The organism is Aliihoeflea aestuarii, assembly GCF_024105665.1.
Lineage (GTDB): Bacteria > Pseudomonadota > Alphaproteobacteria > Rhizobiales > Rhizobiaceae > Aliihoeflea > Aliihoeflea aestuarii.
This window is the reverse complement of the sequence record NZ_JAAAMK010000010.1, coordinates 1-15,672: the sequence shown is the minus strand read 5'-3', so window position 1 is coordinate 15,672 and position 15,672 is coordinate 1. Positions and strand designations below refer to the sequence as shown.

The 15,672-nt window shown below is 61.6% G+C and carries 17 protein-coding genes; 16 read left to right on the top strand and 1 reads right to left on the bottom strand.

Features of this window, described 5'->3' with window-relative positions; all coding sequences use genetic code 11:
* Positions 1-80: 80 nt before the first annotated feature.
* The 9 genes from ldtR (at position 81) to GTW25_RS16890 (ending at position 9,480) form a co-directional block, all read left to right on the top strand.
* Complete coding sequence (gene ldtR / locus GTW25_RS16930) at positions 81-596, top strand: transcriptional regulator LdtR (RefSeq protein ID WP_252913399.1); 516 nt, start codon at positions 81-83, stop codon at positions 594-596.
* Positions 597-838: 242 nt separating this feature from the next.
* The gene (locus GTW25_RS16925; protein ID WP_252913398.1) at positions 839-2,089 is read left to right on the top strand and encodes a L,D-transpeptidase family protein; all 1,251 of its coding nucleotides are present in this window, start codon (positions 839-841) and stop codon (positions 2,087-2,089) included.
* A 168-nt stretch (positions 2,090-2,257) separates the two neighbouring features.
* A complete protein-coding gene (gene glyA, locus GTW25_RS16920) occupies positions 2,258-3,571 on the top strand; it encodes a serine hydroxymethyltransferase (protein ID WP_252913397.1) in 1,314 nt (437 codons plus the stop codon).
* Between the two features lie 36 nt (positions 3,572-3,607).
* Positions 3,608-4,078, top strand: coding sequence for a transcriptional regulator NrdR (gene nrdR / locus GTW25_RS16915; RefSeq protein ID WP_252913396.1), 471 nt, complete (start codon positions 3,608-3,610; stop codon positions 4,076-4,078).
* Positions 4,075-5,181, top strand: a complete 1,107-nt coding sequence (gene ribD, locus GTW25_RS16910; protein WP_252913395.1) for a bifunctional diaminohydroxyphosphoribosylaminopyrimidine deaminase/5-amino-6-(5-phosphoribosylamino)uracil reductase RibD — start codon at positions 4,075-4,077, stop codon at positions 5,179-5,181. The genes nrdR and ribD overlap by 4 nt, the downstream gene beginning before the upstream one ends.
* On the top strand, positions 5,181-5,792 hold the full coding sequence (locus GTW25_RS16905; RefSeq protein WP_252913394.1) for a riboflavin synthase: 612 nt from the start codon (positions 5,181-5,183) through the stop codon (positions 5,790-5,792). The genes ribD and GTW25_RS16905 overlap by 1 nt, the downstream gene beginning before the upstream one ends.
* A 421-nt stretch (positions 5,793-6,213) precedes the next feature.
* Positions 6,214-6,678: a 6,7-dimethyl-8-ribityllumazine synthase gene (gene ribH / locus GTW25_RS16900; RefSeq protein ID WP_252913393.1), complete on the top strand. Its 465-nt coding sequence runs from the start codon at positions 6,214-6,216 to the stop codon at positions 6,676-6,678.
* On the top strand, positions 6,675-7,181 hold the full coding sequence (gene nusB, locus GTW25_RS16895) for a transcription antitermination factor NusB (protein ID WP_252913392.1): 507 nt from the start codon (positions 6,675-6,677) through the stop codon (positions 7,179-7,181). The genes ribH and nusB overlap by 4 nt, the downstream gene beginning before the upstream one ends.
* Before the next feature lie 157 nt (positions 7,182-7,338).
* Positions 7,339-9,480: a sodium-translocating pyrophosphatase gene (locus GTW25_RS16890; RefSeq protein ID WP_252913391.1), complete on the top strand. Its 2,142-nt coding sequence runs from the start codon at positions 7,339-7,341 to the stop codon at positions 9,478-9,480.
* Between the two features lie 76 nt (positions 9,481-9,556).
* On the opposite strand, the gene GTW25_RS16885 is transcribed toward GTW25_RS16890, so the two are convergent.
* Complete coding sequence (locus GTW25_RS16885; protein WP_252913390.1) at positions 9,557-10,075, bottom strand: outer membrane protein assembly factor BamE; 519 nt, start codon at positions 10,073-10,075, stop codon at positions 9,557-9,559.
* A gap of 119 nt (positions 10,076-10,194) precedes the next feature.
* On the opposite strand from GTW25_RS16885, the gene GTW25_RS16880 reads away from it, so the two are divergent.
* The 7 genes from GTW25_RS16880 (at position 10,195) to GTW25_RS16850 (ending at position 15,006) form a co-directional block, all read left to right on the top strand.
* Positions 10,195-10,761 carry a ubiquinol-cytochrome C chaperone family protein gene (locus GTW25_RS16880; protein WP_252913389.1) on the top strand — a complete coding sequence of 189 codons (567 nt, stop codon included), beginning with the start codon at positions 10,195-10,197 and terminating at the stop codon, positions 10,759-10,761.
* Positions 10,758-11,303 carry a YceD family protein gene (locus GTW25_RS16875; protein ID WP_252913388.1) on the top strand — a complete coding sequence of 182 codons (546 nt, stop codon included), beginning with the start codon at positions 10,758-10,760 and terminating at the stop codon, positions 11,301-11,303. The genes GTW25_RS16880 and GTW25_RS16875 overlap by 4 nt, the downstream gene beginning before the upstream one ends.
* A gap of 171 nt (positions 11,304-11,474) precedes the next feature.
* Positions 11,475-12,536 (top strand): phosphate acyltransferase PlsX, encoded by a 1,062-nt coding sequence (gene plsX, locus GTW25_RS16870; RefSeq protein ID WP_252913387.1) that lies wholly within the window; start codon positions 11,475-11,477, stop codon positions 12,534-12,536.
* A 10-nt stretch (positions 12,537-12,546) separates the two neighbouring features.
* Positions 12,547-13,518 carry a beta-ketoacyl-ACP synthase III gene (locus tag GTW25_RS16865; protein ID WP_252913386.1) on the top strand — a complete coding sequence of 324 codons (972 nt, stop codon included), beginning with the start codon at positions 12,547-12,549 and terminating at the stop codon, positions 13,516-13,518.
* 111 nt (positions 13,519-13,629) lie between these two features.
* The gene (locus GTW25_RS16860) at positions 13,630-13,971 is read left to right on the top strand and encodes an integration host factor subunit alpha (RefSeq protein WP_252913385.1); all 342 of its coding nucleotides are present in this window, start codon (positions 13,630-13,632) and stop codon (positions 13,969-13,971) included.
* 115 nt (positions 13,972-14,086) lie between these two features.
* Entirely contained in the window at positions 14,087-14,629 is a 543-nt protein-coding gene (locus GTW25_RS16855; protein ID WP_252913384.1) for a MerR family transcriptional regulator, read from the top strand.
* A 68-nt stretch (positions 14,630-14,697) separates the two neighbouring features.
* Positions 14,698-15,006: an ElaB/YgaM/YqjD family protein gene (locus tag GTW25_RS16850; protein ID WP_252913383.1), complete on the top strand. Its 309-nt coding sequence runs from the start codon at positions 14,698-14,700 to the stop codon at positions 15,004-15,006.
* Positions 15,007-15,672: the final 666 nt, after the last annotated feature.

Sequence of the window (15,672 nt, the reverse complement as noted above, 5' to 3'; positions counted from 1 at the left end):
AATTTTAGATGCATTGCGTAGGGTCGTGACCAAGGTGAGATCAAAAACAAAATCACCGGCGTTTAACGAGAGGCACGACAATGATCAATTCGCGTACGGCGTCGAAGAACGCCCAGACAAATCTCGAAGGCAACGACAGCATCCGTTCGCTTTATCTTGAATCTCTTCAACTGGTCGAGCGCCTGCACCGCCGTCTTCTTGACGTTATCAAGGATGAGTTCGACCGCAACGGCCGCAGCGACATCAACGCCATCCAGGCGCTGCTGCTCTTCAATATCGGCTCTTCCGAACTGACGGCCGGCGAACTGCGCTCGCGCGGTTACTATCTCGGCTCGAACGTCTCCTACAATCTGAAGAAGCTCGTCGATCTCGACTTCATCCACCACCAGCGTTCGCGCATCGACCGTCGTTCGGTTCGTGTCAGCCTGACGCCGAAGGGCCGCGAGATCGCCGATCTGGTCGGCGCGCTTTATGACCGTCACATCGGTTCGATCGAGAAGGTCGGCGGCATCGGCGAGGACGAGTTCCAGCAGATGAACAAGGCTCTCCAGCGCCTCGACCGCTTCTGGAACGACACGATCGCCTACCGCATGTAAGGCTTCATGCGGATGTCGTGCCCGCGCCGGCGTAGCGATACGCCGGTGTCGCCTTCGGGCAACACTGCTCGCCGGTGTGAAATGTGGTCACGATGACGCCATATTGCCGCGACATCGGGAAGCATGCGGATTGCTCTTGCGCCGCAGGCTGGATGGTCGCGTTTCGTTAAGGTTAACCGTCTAGTCTTGCCGCTTGTGCCGCGTATCCATTCGCCGTCATGTCTGAAGCGTCGGGAACCACGATGAAAACCAGCCGCAGAACTTTCCTTACAGGTGCGGGCGCGCTTGCCGCCGCCGCCCTCTCGCAAAGCGCACACGCGCAGAACGGTATCGACTCGATCATCGGCGCGAGCCGGCGCGGGTGGGACGATCAGTTCGACGCACAGGGCTCGTCAGGTGGGCAGGTCGCCACGACCCGGCCGATCTTCAGCTCCGACACGCTGGTTCATGTGCAAGATGCAATCGGCCAATATCAGAATATCGCCGCAAATGGCGGTTGGCCAATGGTTCCCGACCAGAACAAGCTCCAGCTTGGCGTCGTCCATCCCGACGTCGAAATCATGCGTCGCCGCCTGATGATCTCCGGCGACCTGTCGGAGCAGGCAGGCATCTCGCCCTCCTTCGACACCTATGTTGACGCGGCACTCAAGCGCTTCCAGACACGTCACGGCATTCCGGCCGACGGTGTGACAGGCCCGTATACTTACCGCTCGCTGAACGCCTCGGCTGACGTTCGCCTCGGTCAGCTTCAGCGCAATCTCGACCGGCTGGGCGAAACGGTCGGCTCGACGGCCAACCGCTACGTGATGGTCAATATTCCGGCGGCTGCGATCGAGGCGGTCGAGGGTGGCCGTGTCGTCTCGCGGCATGTTGCCGTCGTCGGCAAGATCGACCGCCAGACGCCTATTTTGAAGTCCAACATTCACCAGATCATCGTCAATCCCTACTGGAACGCGCCCGAATCGATCGTGCGCCGCGACATCATTCCGCTGGTGCGCAGCAACCCGAACTATCTGGAAGAAAACGGCATCCGTATTCTCGGCCCCAATGGGCAGGAAGTCGATCCGCTCACGATCAACTGGCAGACGGAAGAGGCCGCCCGGCTTCGTTTCCGTCAGGATCCGGGCCGCATCAACGCGATGGCGTCGGTGAAGATCGACTTCCACAATACGCACGCTGTCTACATGCACGACACGCCGCAGCAGAGCCTCTTCGCCGATCAGGAGCGCTTCCACTCGTCGGGCTGCGTGCGCGTCCAGAACGTGCGCGACCTCGTCACCTGGATTTTGCGCGAGACGCCGGGCTGGGATCGCAGCCGCTTCGAACAGACGATCATCAACGACGCCGATGTGGCCGTTGCCGTCACCAATCCGGTGCAGGTGCATTTCAGCTATGTGTCGGCCTGGTCGAACAGCGACGGCGTCGTGCAGTTCCGCGACGATATCTACGCGCTGGACGGCTCGTCCGAATTGCAGATTTCGTCCGCGACCTGATCGCGCCTTCGTCGAAGCTTTGCACGGCCGTCCTCGGGCGGCCGTTTTCGTTTCGCCCGGTCGCGGCTGCGATATGAAAATGCGCGCGCAAGCCGTGGAAGCCGTCGCGATAGTGTGATAATCGCGCCGCTTCATCTTCGATACCAGCGCCAGAAGGGTTGATCTGACATGGCCACCGCGACCGCTGCTTCCGTTCATGCAAACGGCTTCTTCACGCAAACGCTCGCCGAGCGCGATCCTGACATCTTCGATGCCATCGAGAAGGAACTGGGTCGCCAGCGCCATGAGATCGAGTTGATCGCATCGGAAAACATCGTTTCCCGCGCCGTTCTGGAAGCGCAGGGTTCGATCATGACCAACAAATATGCCGAAGGATATCCGGGCAAGCGCTATTACGGCGGCTGCCAGTTCGTCGATATCGCCGAGGAACTGGCGATCGAGCGCGCCAAAAAGCTCTTCGGTTGCAACTTCGCGAACGTCCAGCCGAACTCCGGCTCGCAGATGAATCAAGCTGTCTTCCTCGCGCTGCTCCAGCCGGGCGACACCTTCATGGGTCTGGACTTGAATTCGGGCGGTCACCTCACGCACGGCTCGCCGGTCAACATGTCGGGCAAGTGGTTCAACGTCGTCTCCTACGGCGTGCGCAAGGACGACAACCTGCTCGACATGGAGGAGGTCGAGCGCCTTGCCCACGAGACGAAGCCGAAGCTGATTCTTGCCGGCGGCACCGCCTATTCGCGGATCTGGGACTGGAAGCGTTTCCGCGAAATCGCCGATGCGGTCGGTGCTTATCTGATGGTCGACATGGCGCATATCGCCGGTCTCGTCGCGGGCGGTGTTCATCCCTCGCCGATCCCGCACGCCCATGTGGTCACGACCACAACGCACAAGTCACTGCGCGGACCGCGCGGCGGCATGATCCTGTCGAATGACGAGGCGATCGCCAAGAAGATGAATTCGGCCGTCTTCCCCGGTCTTCAGGGCGGCCCGCTGATGCACGTCATCGCCGCCAAGGCCGTCGCGTTCGGCGAGGCGCTGCAGCCAGAATTTAAATCCTACGCCGCCGATGTCGTGGCAAATGCCAAGGCGCTCGCCGAAAGCCTGAAGGAAACGGGTCTCGACATAGTTTCGGGCGGCACGGACAACCATCTGATGCTGGTCGATCTTCGCCCCAAGAACGCCACCGGCAAGCGCGCCGAGGCGGCCCTTGGTCGTGCGAACATCACCTGCAACAAGAACGGCATTCCCTTCGATCCCGAAAAGCCGTTCGTCACATCCGGTATTCGCCTCGGCACGCCGGCCGGCACCACGCGCGGTTTCGGCGTCGCCGAATTCCGCGAGATCGGCAAGCTGATCGCGGAAGTACTCGACGGCCTCAAGGCTGTGAATTCGGACGAGGGCAATGCCGCTGTCGAGGAGGCGGTGCAGAAGAAGATCGTTGCGCTCACGGATCGCTTTCCGCTCTACCCTTATATGGGCTAAGGAAACGGGCAGCACCCGATAACGCGAAGGCTTTGCATGCGCTGCCCCTATTGCCAGTCCGAAGACACCCAGGTGAAGGATTCACGGCCTGCCGAAGACGGGCAGGCCATCCGCCGCCGGCGCGTCTGCCCCGTTTGTGGCGGACGTTTCACCACTTTCGAGCGCGTACAGTTGCGCGATCTCGTGGTCTTGAAAAAGTCCGGCCGCAAGGTGCCCTTCGATCGTGACAAGCTTGCGCGATCGGTCGAGGTCGCGCTGCGCAAGCGCAATGTCGAGCCCGAACGCGTCGAGCGGGCGGTAACCGGTATCGTGCGCCAGCTTGAAAGTTCGGGCGAGACGGAAGTCCATTCGGACGAGATCGGTCGCCTTGTCATGGATGCGCTGAAATCCATCGACGATGTGGCTTATGTCCGCTTCGCGTCGGTCTACCGCAACTTCCGCGAAGCCCGTGACTTTCATGAACTTCTTGGCGAGTTGAAGGGCGACGAAGACCCGGAGCGGGAATGATTTCGGCCGACATCGACCGGCGCTTCATGGCAGCCGCAATCCGGCTGTCCCGTCGCAATCTCGGTCTCACCGGCACGAATCCCTCCGTTGGAACCCTGATCGTACGAGACGATGGAGAAGGGCCGCGCATCGTCGGTCGCGGCGTCACGGCGCTGGGCGGCCGGCCGCACGCGGAAGCGGAAGCGCTGGGCGAGGCGAAAGCGCTTGCGCGCGGCGCCACGGCCTATGTCACGCTCGAACCATGCGCGCATCACGGTCGCACGCCGCCATGCGCCGAGGCGCTGGCGCGCGCAGGTATACGGCGTGTCGTCGGTGCGGCCGCCGATCCCGATCCGCGTGTGGCGGGCAGGGGCTATGCGATCCTCGAAGCTGCCGGCATCGAGGTCACGCGCAACGTTTTGGCCGATGAAGCAGCCGATCTCTTACGCGGCTACCTAACGCGCGCGACGAGAAACCGGCCGGAAGTGACTCTGAAACTGGCGATTTCGGCCGATGGCATGATCGGTCGAAGGGATGAGGGGCAAGTCGCAATTTCCGGCCCTGTTTCCCGTCGGCAGTCTCATCTCTTACGCGCGGAAAGCGACGCGATCCTCGTCGGCATCGGAACGGCAAAGGCCGACGATCCGGAATTGACCTGCCGTCTGCCCGGTCTCCAGAAGCGCTCGCCGATCCGCATCGTGCTCGACCGAAATGCGCGGCTGCCGCTGGCTTCAAAATTGGTGACGAGCGCGCGCGAAACACCCGTTCTGCTTGCGACCGGCGTTGAATCCGACGGGCAAAGGCGCGAGGCGCTGGAACGTGCCGGCGTCGGGTTCATCGCATGCGATGTTCATGACGATCGCATCGCATTGCCGGAGTTGCTCGACGATCTGGCCGCGCGCGGAATTCTGACGCTTCTGGTCGAAGGCGGCGCGGCGACGGCCCGTCATTTTCTCGCTGAGGGTTTGGTCGACCGGCTGGTGCTGTTTCAGAGCAAGATCGTGATCGGTTCCGGCGGCATCGCTTCGCCGCTCAGCGTCGAAACCGTGCCGCAAGGTTTCAACCGCGTTCGCCGCGACAGTTTCGGCGACGACATCTGTCATGAATATGTGAGGCATTTCTGATGTTTACAGGCATCGTAACCGATATCGGAGAAGTCGAGAGCATCGCGGATCGCGACAAGGGCATTCGGCTGCGTATCCGCACGATCTACGATCCCGCGACCATCGACATCGGCGCGTCAATGGCCTGTTCGGGCGTGTGCCTCACCGTCGTTGCGCTGCCGGAAGCTTCGTCCAATACGCGCTGGTTCGAAGTCGAGGCTTGGGAAGAGGCTTTGCGTCTGACCTCCGCCGGAAGCTGGCAGGCCGGAACGCGTCTCAATCTGGAGCGCGCCTTGAAAGTCGGCGACGAACTCGGCGGGCACATCGTCTCGGGCCACGTCGACGGCATGGCCGAGATCATAGAGCGGATCGATGAAGGCGAAGCGGTGCGGTTCCGCCTGCGCGCGCCGTCGTCCCTGTCGAAATTCATCGCTCCCAAGGGATCCATCGCGCTCGATGGCACGTCGTTGACCGTGAACGCGGTCGATGGCGACGAATTCGACGTCCTGCTCATTCATCACTCGTTGCAGGTCACGACATGGGGAGCGCGTCAGGTGGGCGACAGCGTCAATCTCGAAGTCGACACCATGGCGCGCTACGCGGCGCGGCTGTTGGAAGTGGCTGGCCGGTGAGCATGATAGACAATGAGCGGACGAAACTGCTCGCCAATGCCCTCGATCGCGCATCGACGGCATGCTTGACGGTTGGCATCATCACACCGCTCGCCGGCTATATTTACGGATCGGTTGATCTAAGCATCGCTTTTTCGCGCATTTGGCCTGCAGTGTCGGTGCTGGGTTAGCTGGTGCTCGCGATTGCACTACATTTATGGGCGCGCAGGACGCTGAAAGGGTTGAAGCAATGAATGACGCTAATCTTTTCTGGCTTCTTTGGGGTGTTGGCCTGCCGATATTGATCGGCGCCGGTGCTTACACGGCCGTGCGCCTGCACGAGCGTTCGCTCAAGCGCTGACCAAAGGTCGTTTTCACAATTCTGCGGCTTGCGAAGGCGGCAGGATCGGCCTAAGTCACCGGGCCAATCCCGGAGACGTTCATGCCCAATCAGGAACCCCTCAAAGTTCTGATCGTCGAAGCGCGCTTCTACGACGATCTCGCCGATGCGCTTCTCGACGGCGCCAAGGCGGCGCTCGACGCAGCCGGGGCGACCTACGACGTGGTCACGGTGCCCGGCGCGCTTGAAATTCCGGCGGTCATCTCCCTGGCGCTCGACGGCGCGGATGGCGGCGGCACCGATTACGATGCGTTTGTCGCTCTGGGGTGCGTGATCCGTGGTGAAACCTATCATTTCGACATCGTCGCCAACGAATCCTCCCGTGCGCTGATGGACCTGTCGGTGAACGAATCGCTTGCCATCGGCAACGGCATCCTGACCGTCGAAAACGAGGATCAGGCATGGGCACGCGCCCGCAAATCCGAGGGCGACAAGGGCGGCTTTGCAGCGCGCGCGGCGCTCACCATGGTCAAAATCCGAAAGCGGCTCGCCGGAGCGGCACGATGAGCGAAGCGAACGACGCCGGAAACACGCCGCCCGTCCGCGCCGCAAACAAGCGCGGCGCGGCAAGGCTCGCGGCCGTTCAGGCGCTCTACCAGATGGACGTATCGGGCGTCGGTCTGCTTGAGATCACCGCCGAATATGAAGCGCACCGCCTCGGCAAGGAAGTCGACGGCGCCGTCTATCGCGAGGCCGATGCCCAATGGTTCCGCGCCATTTTGTCGGGCGTCGTCGATGAGCAGAAGACGATCGACCCCGTCATCCGTCAGGCGCTGACCGACGATTGGCCGCTGTCTCGCCTCGATTCCACCTTGCGTGCGATCCTGCGCGCCGGCGTCTACGAATTGATGAAGCGCGCCGACGTCCCCGTAGCGGTCATCGTCACCGAATATGTCGATATCGCCAAGGCGTTCTACACCGAGGACGAGCCGAAACTCGTCAATGCGGTTCTCGACCGCGTCGCGCGCCGCCTGCGCAATGAAGGCAGAGGCGGTACGCCGAAAAACTGAGGCGGCAACCGCGCCTGACCTAAGGTCACAATAACTCCTTGATGTTGGCGAAACCCTTCGCATAAGCTGGCCCTGAAGGCTGGATGCGTAACGATTCCGGTCTCATCCAACAGGCCCGGGAGGGGATCTGCGGGCCAGAATTCAGGGAAAAATCGGCATGACCATGCTTTACGTCGTCATCGCCTGCGGTTTGCTGTCCATCGTTTACGCGATCTGGGCGACCCAGTCGGTCCTTGCGGCCGATCAGGGCAATGCACGCATGCAGGAGATCGCGGGCGCGATCCGGGAGGGCGCGCAGGCTTACCTCGCTCGTCAATACACAACAATCGCCATCGTCGGCGTCGTCGTCTTCCTTCTGACATGGTGGCTACTGTCCGGCACCGCCGCCATCGGCTTCCTCATCGGCGCCATCCTGTCGGGCGTCGCGGGTTTCATCGGCATGCACGTTTCGGTGCGTGCCAATGTGCGGACCGCGCAGGCGGCATCGAACAGCCTGTCGGCCGGTCTCGACATCGCGTTCAAGGCGGGCGCGATCACGGGCATGCTCGTCGCCGGCCTCGCCCTCCTCGCGGTGGCCGTCTATTACTGGGTCCTGGTCGGCCCGCTGGGCGCGGCACCGTCCGACCGCGTGGTCATCGATTCGCTCGTCGCACTCGGTTTCGGCGCATCGCTGATTTCGATCTTTGCGCGTCTGGGCGGCGGTATCTTCACCAAGGGTGCTGATGTCGGCGGCGATCTCGTCGGCAAGGTCGAAGCGGGGATTCCCGAGGACGATCCGCGCAATCCGGCGACCATCGCGGACAATGTCGGCGACAATGTCGGTGACTGCGCGGGCATGGCGGCCGATCTGTTCGAAACCTACGCGGTGACCGTCGTTGCGACCATGGTTCTGGCCGCGATCTTCTTCATCGGCTCCGACGTGCTCGCCAGCGTCATGATCTATCCGCTCGCGATCTGCGGCGCATGCATCATCACGTCGATCGTGGGCACGTTCTTCGTCAAGCTCGGTGCCAATGCCTCGATCATGGGCGCGCTTTATCGCGGGCTGATCGTAACCGGCCTTCTGACAATCGTCGGCGTCGCCGCAGCGACCTCGCTGACCATTGGCTGGGGCTCGATCGGTGTCGTCAACGGCATCGACATCACCGGTACGAATCTCTTCTTCTGCGGGCTGATCGGCCTCGTCGTCACGGCGCTGATCGTCGTCATTACGGAATACTATACCGGCACGAACAAGCGGCCGGTGAATTCCATCGCGCAGGCATCGGTGACCGGCCACGGTACGAACGTAATCCAGGGACTTGCGGTTTCGCTCGAATCGACCGCGCTTCCGGCCATCGTCATCATTGGCGGCATTCTTTCCACGTTCCAGCTTGCGGGCCTGTTCGGAACCGCGATCGCCGTGACGACGATGCTCGGCCTTGCCGGCATGATCGTGGCGCTCGATGCGTTCGGGCCGGTCACTGACAATGCGGGCGGCATCGCGGAAATGTCGGGCTTGCCGCCGGAAGTGCGCCAGTCCACCGACGCGCTCGATGCGGTCGGCAACACGACCAAGGCCGTCACGAAGGGCTATGCCATCGGTTCGGCGGGCCTTGGCGCGCTGGTGCTGTTCGCAGCCTATTCCTACGATCTGGAATATTTCATCGCCAACCCGGACCAGTATCCGTATTTCGCGGGCATGGAGGACGTGTCCTTCTCGCTGTCCAACCCTTACGTGGTCGCGGGTCTGCTCTTCGGTGGGCTCATTCCCTATCTCTTCGGCGGCATCGCGATGACGGCCGTCGGCCGTGCGGCGGGCGCTATCGTGGAAGAGGTACGTCGTCAGTTCCGCGAAGATCCCGGCATCATGGCCGGCACGTCGAAGCCGAACTACGCCCGTGCGGTCGATCTTCTGACCAAGGCCGCGATCAAGGAAATGATCATCCCGTCGCTGCTTCCCGTTCTGGCGCCGCTGGTGGTCTATTTCGGCGTGCTTCTGGTGTCGGGCTCCAAGGCCGCCGCCTTCGCCGCGCTCGGGGCGACGCTTCTCGGTGTCATCGTCAACGGCCTGTTCGTCGCCATCTCGATGACGTCGGGCGGCGGTGCCTGGGACAACGCCAAGAAGTCTTTCGAAGATGGCTTCATCGACAAGGACGGCACCCGGCATTTGAAGGGGTCCGATGCGCACAAGGCGTCCGTCACGGGCGATACGGTCGGCGATCCTTACAAGGACACGGCAGGTCCGGCCGTCAATCCGGCGATCAAGATCACCAACATCATGGCTCTGCTGCTGCTCGCCGTGCTCGCGCATAGCTGATCGGCGATAACCGCAAACGGAAAAGCCGCGGGGTGATCCCGCGGCTTTTTTTGTGGCTCGAACGTAAGGCGGTCTGTCAGAAGCCGACAGTACCCGGCGCATTGCCTGCGGTCGGACCGCCGCCAACGCCCGTGATGAGCTGCTGGATGAAGCCTTGGTCGCGTCCGCCGGTGGGCGTGGTGCGCGAGATGAAGTCGAACACGCGTCCGTCTTGTAACCCGTAATTGGCAATGTTGGTCACGCGGTTGTCCGCGCCGAAATAGACCGCGAGAATGCGCCGGTCGACCACGCGCGGGTTCTGGAACGCGACGTTTCGGACTGCCGTCTGCGAGATGTAGTAATAGGTTTCGTTATCGAACGTCGCCGTCGTCGTCGGCGTGCCGAGCGCGAGCTGAACCTGCTCGCGGCTGGAACCGACCGGAACGAGTTCGAGCATCTGCTCGTCGATCACGTAGCCTTGAGTGAAGGTCTGGCGCGGGTTCAGATTGTCGGAAACCGAACAACCGGCGACACCTGCGGCGAGGATCAGGGTGAGCCCCGATGTGACAAGCCGTGCACGGCTCTTGAAATTCCGTCCTTGCAACGACAACTCCATGACTTGGATCGGACGCCGCTTGCGCCCGCGGGCAAAAGCGGTAAACCAGCTTGCGCGCCGATGCAACATGGGCCGCCCCGAAACCATCCGATGAACCCGCTTGAAGGAGCCCCGACGGGATGTTCAGTCGACTGTTCGGCACACGCCGGGACGAAAACGCGGAGATCGTCGGAAAGCTTTACGACAAGATCGTGGCCGCCGCGCGCCAGCCCGTGTTTTATGCGGAATGGAACGTGCCGGATACGCCGCTTGGCCGCTACGAGATGATGGCGCTCCATATGTTTCTCTTTCTCCATCGCACGCGGGGCGCGACGGGTAGCCTGGCCGCGCTATCCCAGGATCTGACCGATGAGTTCTTCAAGGACGTGGATCATTCGCTGCGCGAACTCGGCATCGGCGATGTCGGCGTTCCCAAGCGCATGAAGAAGCTGGCGCGCATGTTTTATGGACGCGCCGAATCATACGGTACCGCGCTGGATGCTGGTGATCGCGACGCTTTGATGCAGGCGCTGGCCCGCAATATTCTCCCCGGCGCACAGGAATGGCCGCAAGCCGGCCAACTGGCGGACTATGTCACGGCTTCGGCTTCCGCATTGAAAAGCCAGGCCGATGACAGTCTGGTCGCAGGCGAGGTCGCTTACCTGCCTGCCGAGACAGTGCCGCAAGAGAAGGGAGTGGCGCAATGACCGCGACGGACAACCCCATCTCCTTTCCCGTAAACGTCCTGCGGCTGCCTGCCAGCGGCATGCCGGTCAAATTCGAAGCCGATGACGAGCAGAGGCTCGCGCTTGCAAAAACGCACGATCTCGTCGAGGTCAAATCGCTCGGCGTTGATCTTTCGGTGGCCAACTGGAAGCGCGACGGCGTCAAGGTGACGGGAACGGTCCGGGCCGCCATCGTGCAGTCCTGCGTTGTTTCGCTCGAACCCGTCGATGCCGTGGTGGATGCGGACATCCATGCGCTTTTCGTGCCGGAGGGCTCGCGTCTTGCACGCCCGGACGTTCTGGAAGGCGGCGAGATGCTGCTCGATGCCGAAGGCGAGGACGGACCCGAACCGTTTTCCGGCGACACGATCGACGTCGGCGCTCTGGCCGAGGAGTTCTTCGCGCTCGGCATCGATCCTTATCCGCGCAAGGCGGGTGCCGGTCCGTCGCCGGCGGTGGCGGATGGCAACGAGGAGCGCGGGCCGCTTTACGAAAAGCTCAAAGCGCTGAAGGGCAGGGCTTGATTCGGCATTGCCGTCGATGGAGCCCCTTCTCCTTGTTGACGAAACGGCTGTGACGGTGACACCGGCGGCTTCGCCGTGCATAAGCCTGTTGCCCGATAAGGCGAAAACGGTATTTTCGCCGCACTTTGCTGAAATTTCGCCCCTTTGGGGTCAATGAAAGACGGTTGCCGCGTGATACGCATTTCCATCGACGCCATGGGAGGAGACCATGGACCGAAGACGACACTTGCAGGGCTGGCCCGCGTTGCGGAGCGCCGACCGGATGTGCGCTTCCTGATCTATGGGCGCGAAGACGAGGTGAAGCCCGTTCTTGTCAGCCTGCCGAAGCTGGAAGCGGTTGCGCAGTTCCACCATTGCGATATCTCCGTTCAGATGGACGCCAAGCCGAGCCAGGCCCTGCGGCAGGGGCGCTGGAAATCGTCCATGTGGAAGGCGATCGAAGCGGTCAAGACCGGCGAAGCCGATGTGTGCGTGTCGGCCGGCAATACCGGCGCGCTGATGGCGATGTCCAAATTCTGCCTGCGCACCATGGCCAGCGTCGAGCGCCCCGCGATCGCCGCGATCTGGCCGACCGTGCGTGGTGAAAGCGTGGTTCTCGACGTCGGCGCGACGATCGGCGCGGACGCCCATCAATTGATCGATTTCGCGATTCTCGGCTCGGCGATGGCACGGGCTCTGTTCGATATAGAGCGTCCCTCTGTCGGCCTGCTCAATGTCGGCGTCGAGGAGATCAAGGGCCAGGAAGAGGTCAAGGAAGCCGGACGCATCCTGCGCGAGATCGATCTGAAATCGATGGACTATCGCGGTTTCGTCGAGGGCGACGATCTGGGCAAGGGCACGGTCGACGTCGTCGTGACGGAAGGCTTTGCCGGCAACATCGCCCTGAAGACGGCGGAGGGAACGGCGCGCCAAATCGCGCAATATCTGCGTGAGGCCATGTCCAGCAGCTTCATGTCGAAGATGGGCTATCTGTTCGCTAAAGGTGCGTTCGCGCTCCTGCGCGAGAAGATGGACGTGCGCAAGGCCAATGGCGGCGTGTTCCTCGGCCTCAACGGCATCGTCGTCAAAAGCCATGGCGGCACCGACGATGAAGGGTTCGCGGCGGCTGTCGAGCTTGGCTACGATATGGCTAAGGGCAACCTGAAGGACCGGATAGAAGCCGAACTGAAGCTGTTCCACGGGCGATTGCGACCTTTGCACGCCGACGACGAGCAGGCAGCGGCCGGAAAGTGAGATGGGTTCAATGATCAGATCGGTTGTCCTGTCGGCAGGCAAGTCCCTGCCGCGCCGCTTGGTGAAGAATGCGGAACTCGAGGGGGTGATCGAAACCTCCGACGCCTGGATCGTCCAGCGTACCGGCATTCGCCAGCGCTATATCGCGGCCGACGATGAAACGACGGCGTCGCTCGGCGAGGCGGCCGCGCGCGCCGCGCTCGACGCCGCCGGTCTGACGGTCGACGACATCGACCTGATCGTGCTGGCGACCTCGACGCCAAACAACACCTTTCCCGCGACGGCCGTCGAAATCCAGGAACGGCTTGGCATGCGTCACGGCTTCGCCTTTGACATGCAGGCGGTCTGTTCCGGCTTCGTCTACGCGATCAACACGGCCGACCTTTATCTGCGCGGCGGCATGGCCAAACGGGCGATCGTCATCGGTTCGGAGACCTTCTCGCGCATTCTCGACTGGGAGGATCGCTCCACCTGCGTCTTGTTCGGCGACGGCGCCGGCGCGGTCATTCTCGAAGCGCAGGAAGGTGAGGGCACGATTGGCGACCGCGGCATTCTTGCCGCAAGCCTGCGTTCCGACGGTTCGCACCGCGAGAAGCTCTATGTGGACGGCGGCCCTTCGACTACCCGCACCGTCGGGGTCCTTCGCATGGAAGGCCGCGAGGTCTTCAAGCATGCGGTCGGCATGATCACCGACGTGGTCGTTTCCGTCTTCGAGCAGGCCGGGATCACGGCCGACGACATCGATTGGTTCGTACCGCACCAGGCCAACAAGCGCATCATCGACGCATCTGCCAAGAAACTCGGCATCGCGGACGAGAAAGTCGTCATCACCGTCGACCAGCATGGCAACACGTCGGCTGCCTCCGTGCCGCTCGCTCTGTGCGAGGGAGTGGAAACGGGACGCATCAAAAAGGGCGATCTCGTGCTGCTCGAGGCGATGGGCGGCGGCTTTACCTGGGGCGCGGTGCTTGTCCGTTGGTAAGCGGCCGATAAACCAAGCCGTGCCAATGGGTTCTTGACCTCGACACCCCAATTTCCTAACGTCGTGACCGGATTGAGAATTTCCAGTTTTCCAGAATGGTTGGGACGACCTATGGGGGGAACGACTTTAACGCGTGCCGATCTTGCGGAAACGGTCTACCGGCAGGTGGGGCTTTCGCGCACGGAATCCGCGCAACTGGTCGAGATGGTCCTCGACGAGATTTGCGATGCGATCGTTCGCGGCGAGACGGTGAAACTGTCGTCCTTCGCGACCTTTCAGGTTCGCTCGAAGAATGAACGCGTCGGCCGCAACCCCAAGACCGGCGAAGAAGTCCCCATCCTCCCGCGCCGCGTCATGACATTCAAGGCATCGAATGTCCTGAAAGAACGCATCCTCGATGCGCACCGCGCCGCTTCGCTTCCTGAGGTGACCGCGAAGGCGGCCAAGGGCTGACGCCAAGTCCCAGACCATCAACATCATTTGCTGGCCGGTTGATGGCATACGCTTGAATATTCGCGACTAAGGGACTGTAATGAGCGGCGAATCGCGAGCCGAAAGCGAAATCGCCATGGAAAAGTCCCCAGACGCCTTCCGCACCATCAGCGAGGTCGCGGACGATCTCGACCTGCCTCAGCACGTTCTGCGCTTCTGGGAGACCCGGTTTTCCCAGATCAAGCCGATGAAGCGCGGCGGTGGTCGTCGCTATTACCGACCACAGGATGTCGAACTGATCAAGGGCATACGGCATATGCTCTACGATCAGGGTTACACGATCAAGGGCGTTCAGAAACTGCTGCGCGACAATGGCAATCAGTTCGTCATCGCGATTGGCAATGGCGATCTGGCGGCCGTCGAGGCGATTGCGCAGCGCAAGCAGGCCGAAGCGCAGGTGGCCGATCTGCCGGCGGCCGGTGATGACGGCGAAGGCGAGATCGTCGTCGGGCAGGCCAGGGCCAAACCTGCAAGGCGGTTTTTTGGACTGGGCCGTTCCGAGGAGGACGGTCCCGTGGCTGCCGACGACGAGCGCCTGTCGCGCGACAACAGGGCGCTTCTCCAGGAAGCCCTGTTCGATCTTCTGGAATGCAAGCGCCTTCTCGATCAGGTGCGCTGAATCCGGTGGAACCAAGCGCATTCGCTGCCGTTGATGGACAACCACTGTGGCGGATGGAAGGACCACTTATGTCATATTCGATTTTCGGCGGACGTCGTTCCTGGGATGACGAGCTGGAGCGCAGGATTTCGCACCTCAGCAAAGAGCTGAGCGCGCTGACGCGGGAAGCGCAAAAGCGCGGCTCGCATCTTTACGGCGATACGCGCGACACCGCGTCGGATGCCTATGGGGAATTGAGCGATCGTATCCACGACTGGATGCCGGTCGTGCGTAAGCAGGCGCGGCAGGCCGAGCAGACCGCCCGAGACCACCCGGCACTTGTTCTGGCAGGTGTCGCGGTCGTGGGACTTGCCGCAGCGTTGCTTCTGCGCCGCTGATCCAAATAGATAGCTTCGAAAGGGCCGGCATTGCCGGCCCTTTCTGCATGGGCAGTCAAACGAAAATGGGTAAGCGTCGAGATCCGAAGGGATCGCGCAAGTCCGCGTTCAAGACTCGCCAAAATCCCAGGTCGCCCAGATCAGGAATATCGCGGCACTGACCAGCAGAATCTCGAACCACCCAAAGTAACTCAATATAGACATGACAATCCTCCCGAGATTGTCGGCCCTTTCAGGTCGATACTAACGCAACGTCATTTCCTCGTTTTGGTTGCAAAAGCACGTTATAATTGCACGTTCTTGGTGATTTATCGAAAGTCTGCGCTGTACATCGCCTGGATGTGATCTTGGAAAAACAAGGGCTCGCATATTTTTATCGGGCGAGCGCAGATTATCGCGGGAGCCCGAGCGACGCGTGTGCGTGTCCTCGGTGTTTTGGAGTTGATCGTCACAACACCAGTCGCGCCAAAGCTCAACGCGGCGGCTAAAATATGGTTGAAATCTTGAAACTCTTATCAACGGTGGTAGCTAAGTCGTTGAAGAACGACCCGAGACATAGGTGACGTTTTGTACCGGACACATGGGTAACACTTTTCGGCTTTGCCGGGAGGTGTTGATGCCGTGGATGGAGTGTTCGGTGATGGAAGAACGTCTACGCTTCGTGGC

Coding starts and splice junctions, on each gene's coding strand:
- ldtR (WP_252913399.1), top strand. CDS start 81: ATGATCAATTCGCGTACGGCGTCGAAGAACGCCCAGACAAATCTCGAA.
- GTW25_RS16925 (WP_252913398.1), top strand. CDS start 839: ATGAAAACCAGCCGCAGAACTTTCCTTACAGGTGCGGGCGCGCTTGCC.
- glyA (WP_252913397.1), top strand. CDS start 2,258: ATGGCCACCGCGACCGCTGCTTCCGTTCATGCAAACGGCTTCTTCACG.
- nrdR (WP_252913396.1), top strand. CDS start 3,608: ATGCGCTGCCCCTATTGCCAGTCCGAAGACACCCAGGTGAAGGATTCA.
- ribD (WP_252913395.1), top strand. CDS start 4,075: ATGATTTCGGCCGACATCGACCGGCGCTTCATGGCAGCCGCAATCCGG.
- GTW25_RS16905 (WP_252913394.1), top strand. CDS start 5,181: ATGTTTACAGGCATCGTAACCGATATCGGAGAAGTCGAGAGCATCGCG.
- ribH (WP_252913393.1), top strand. CDS start 6,214: ATGCCCAATCAGGAACCCCTCAAAGTTCTGATCGTCGAAGCGCGCTTC.
- nusB (WP_252913392.1), top strand. CDS start 6,675: ATGAGCGAAGCGAACGACGCCGGAAACACGCCGCCCGTCCGCGCCGCA.
- GTW25_RS16890 (WP_252913391.1), top strand. CDS start 7,339: ATGACCATGCTTTACGTCGTCATCGCCTGCGGTTTGCTGTCCATCGTT.
- GTW25_RS16885 (WP_252913390.1), bottom strand. CDS start 10,075: ATGGAGTTGTCGTTGCAAGGACGGAATTTCAAGAGCCGTGCACGGCTT.
- GTW25_RS16880 (WP_252913389.1), top strand. CDS start 10,195: ATGTTCAGTCGACTGTTCGGCACACGCCGGGACGAAAACGCGGAGATC.
- GTW25_RS16875 (WP_252913388.1), top strand. CDS start 10,758: ATGACCGCGACGGACAACCCCATCTCCTTTCCCGTAAACGTCCTGCGG.
- GTW25_RS16865 (WP_252913386.1), top strand. CDS start 12,547: ATGATCAGATCGGTTGTCCTGTCGGCAGGCAAGTCCCTGCCGCGCCGC.
- GTW25_RS16860 (WP_252913385.1), top strand. CDS start 13,630: ATGGGGGGAACGACTTTAACGCGTGCCGATCTTGCGGAAACGGTCTAC.
- GTW25_RS16855 (WP_252913384.1), top strand. CDS start 14,087: ATGGAAAAGTCCCCAGACGCCTTCCGCACCATCAGCGAGGTCGCGGAC.
- GTW25_RS16850 (WP_252913383.1), top strand. CDS start 14,698: ATGTCATATTCGATTTTCGGCGGACGTCGTTCCTGGGATGACGAGCTG.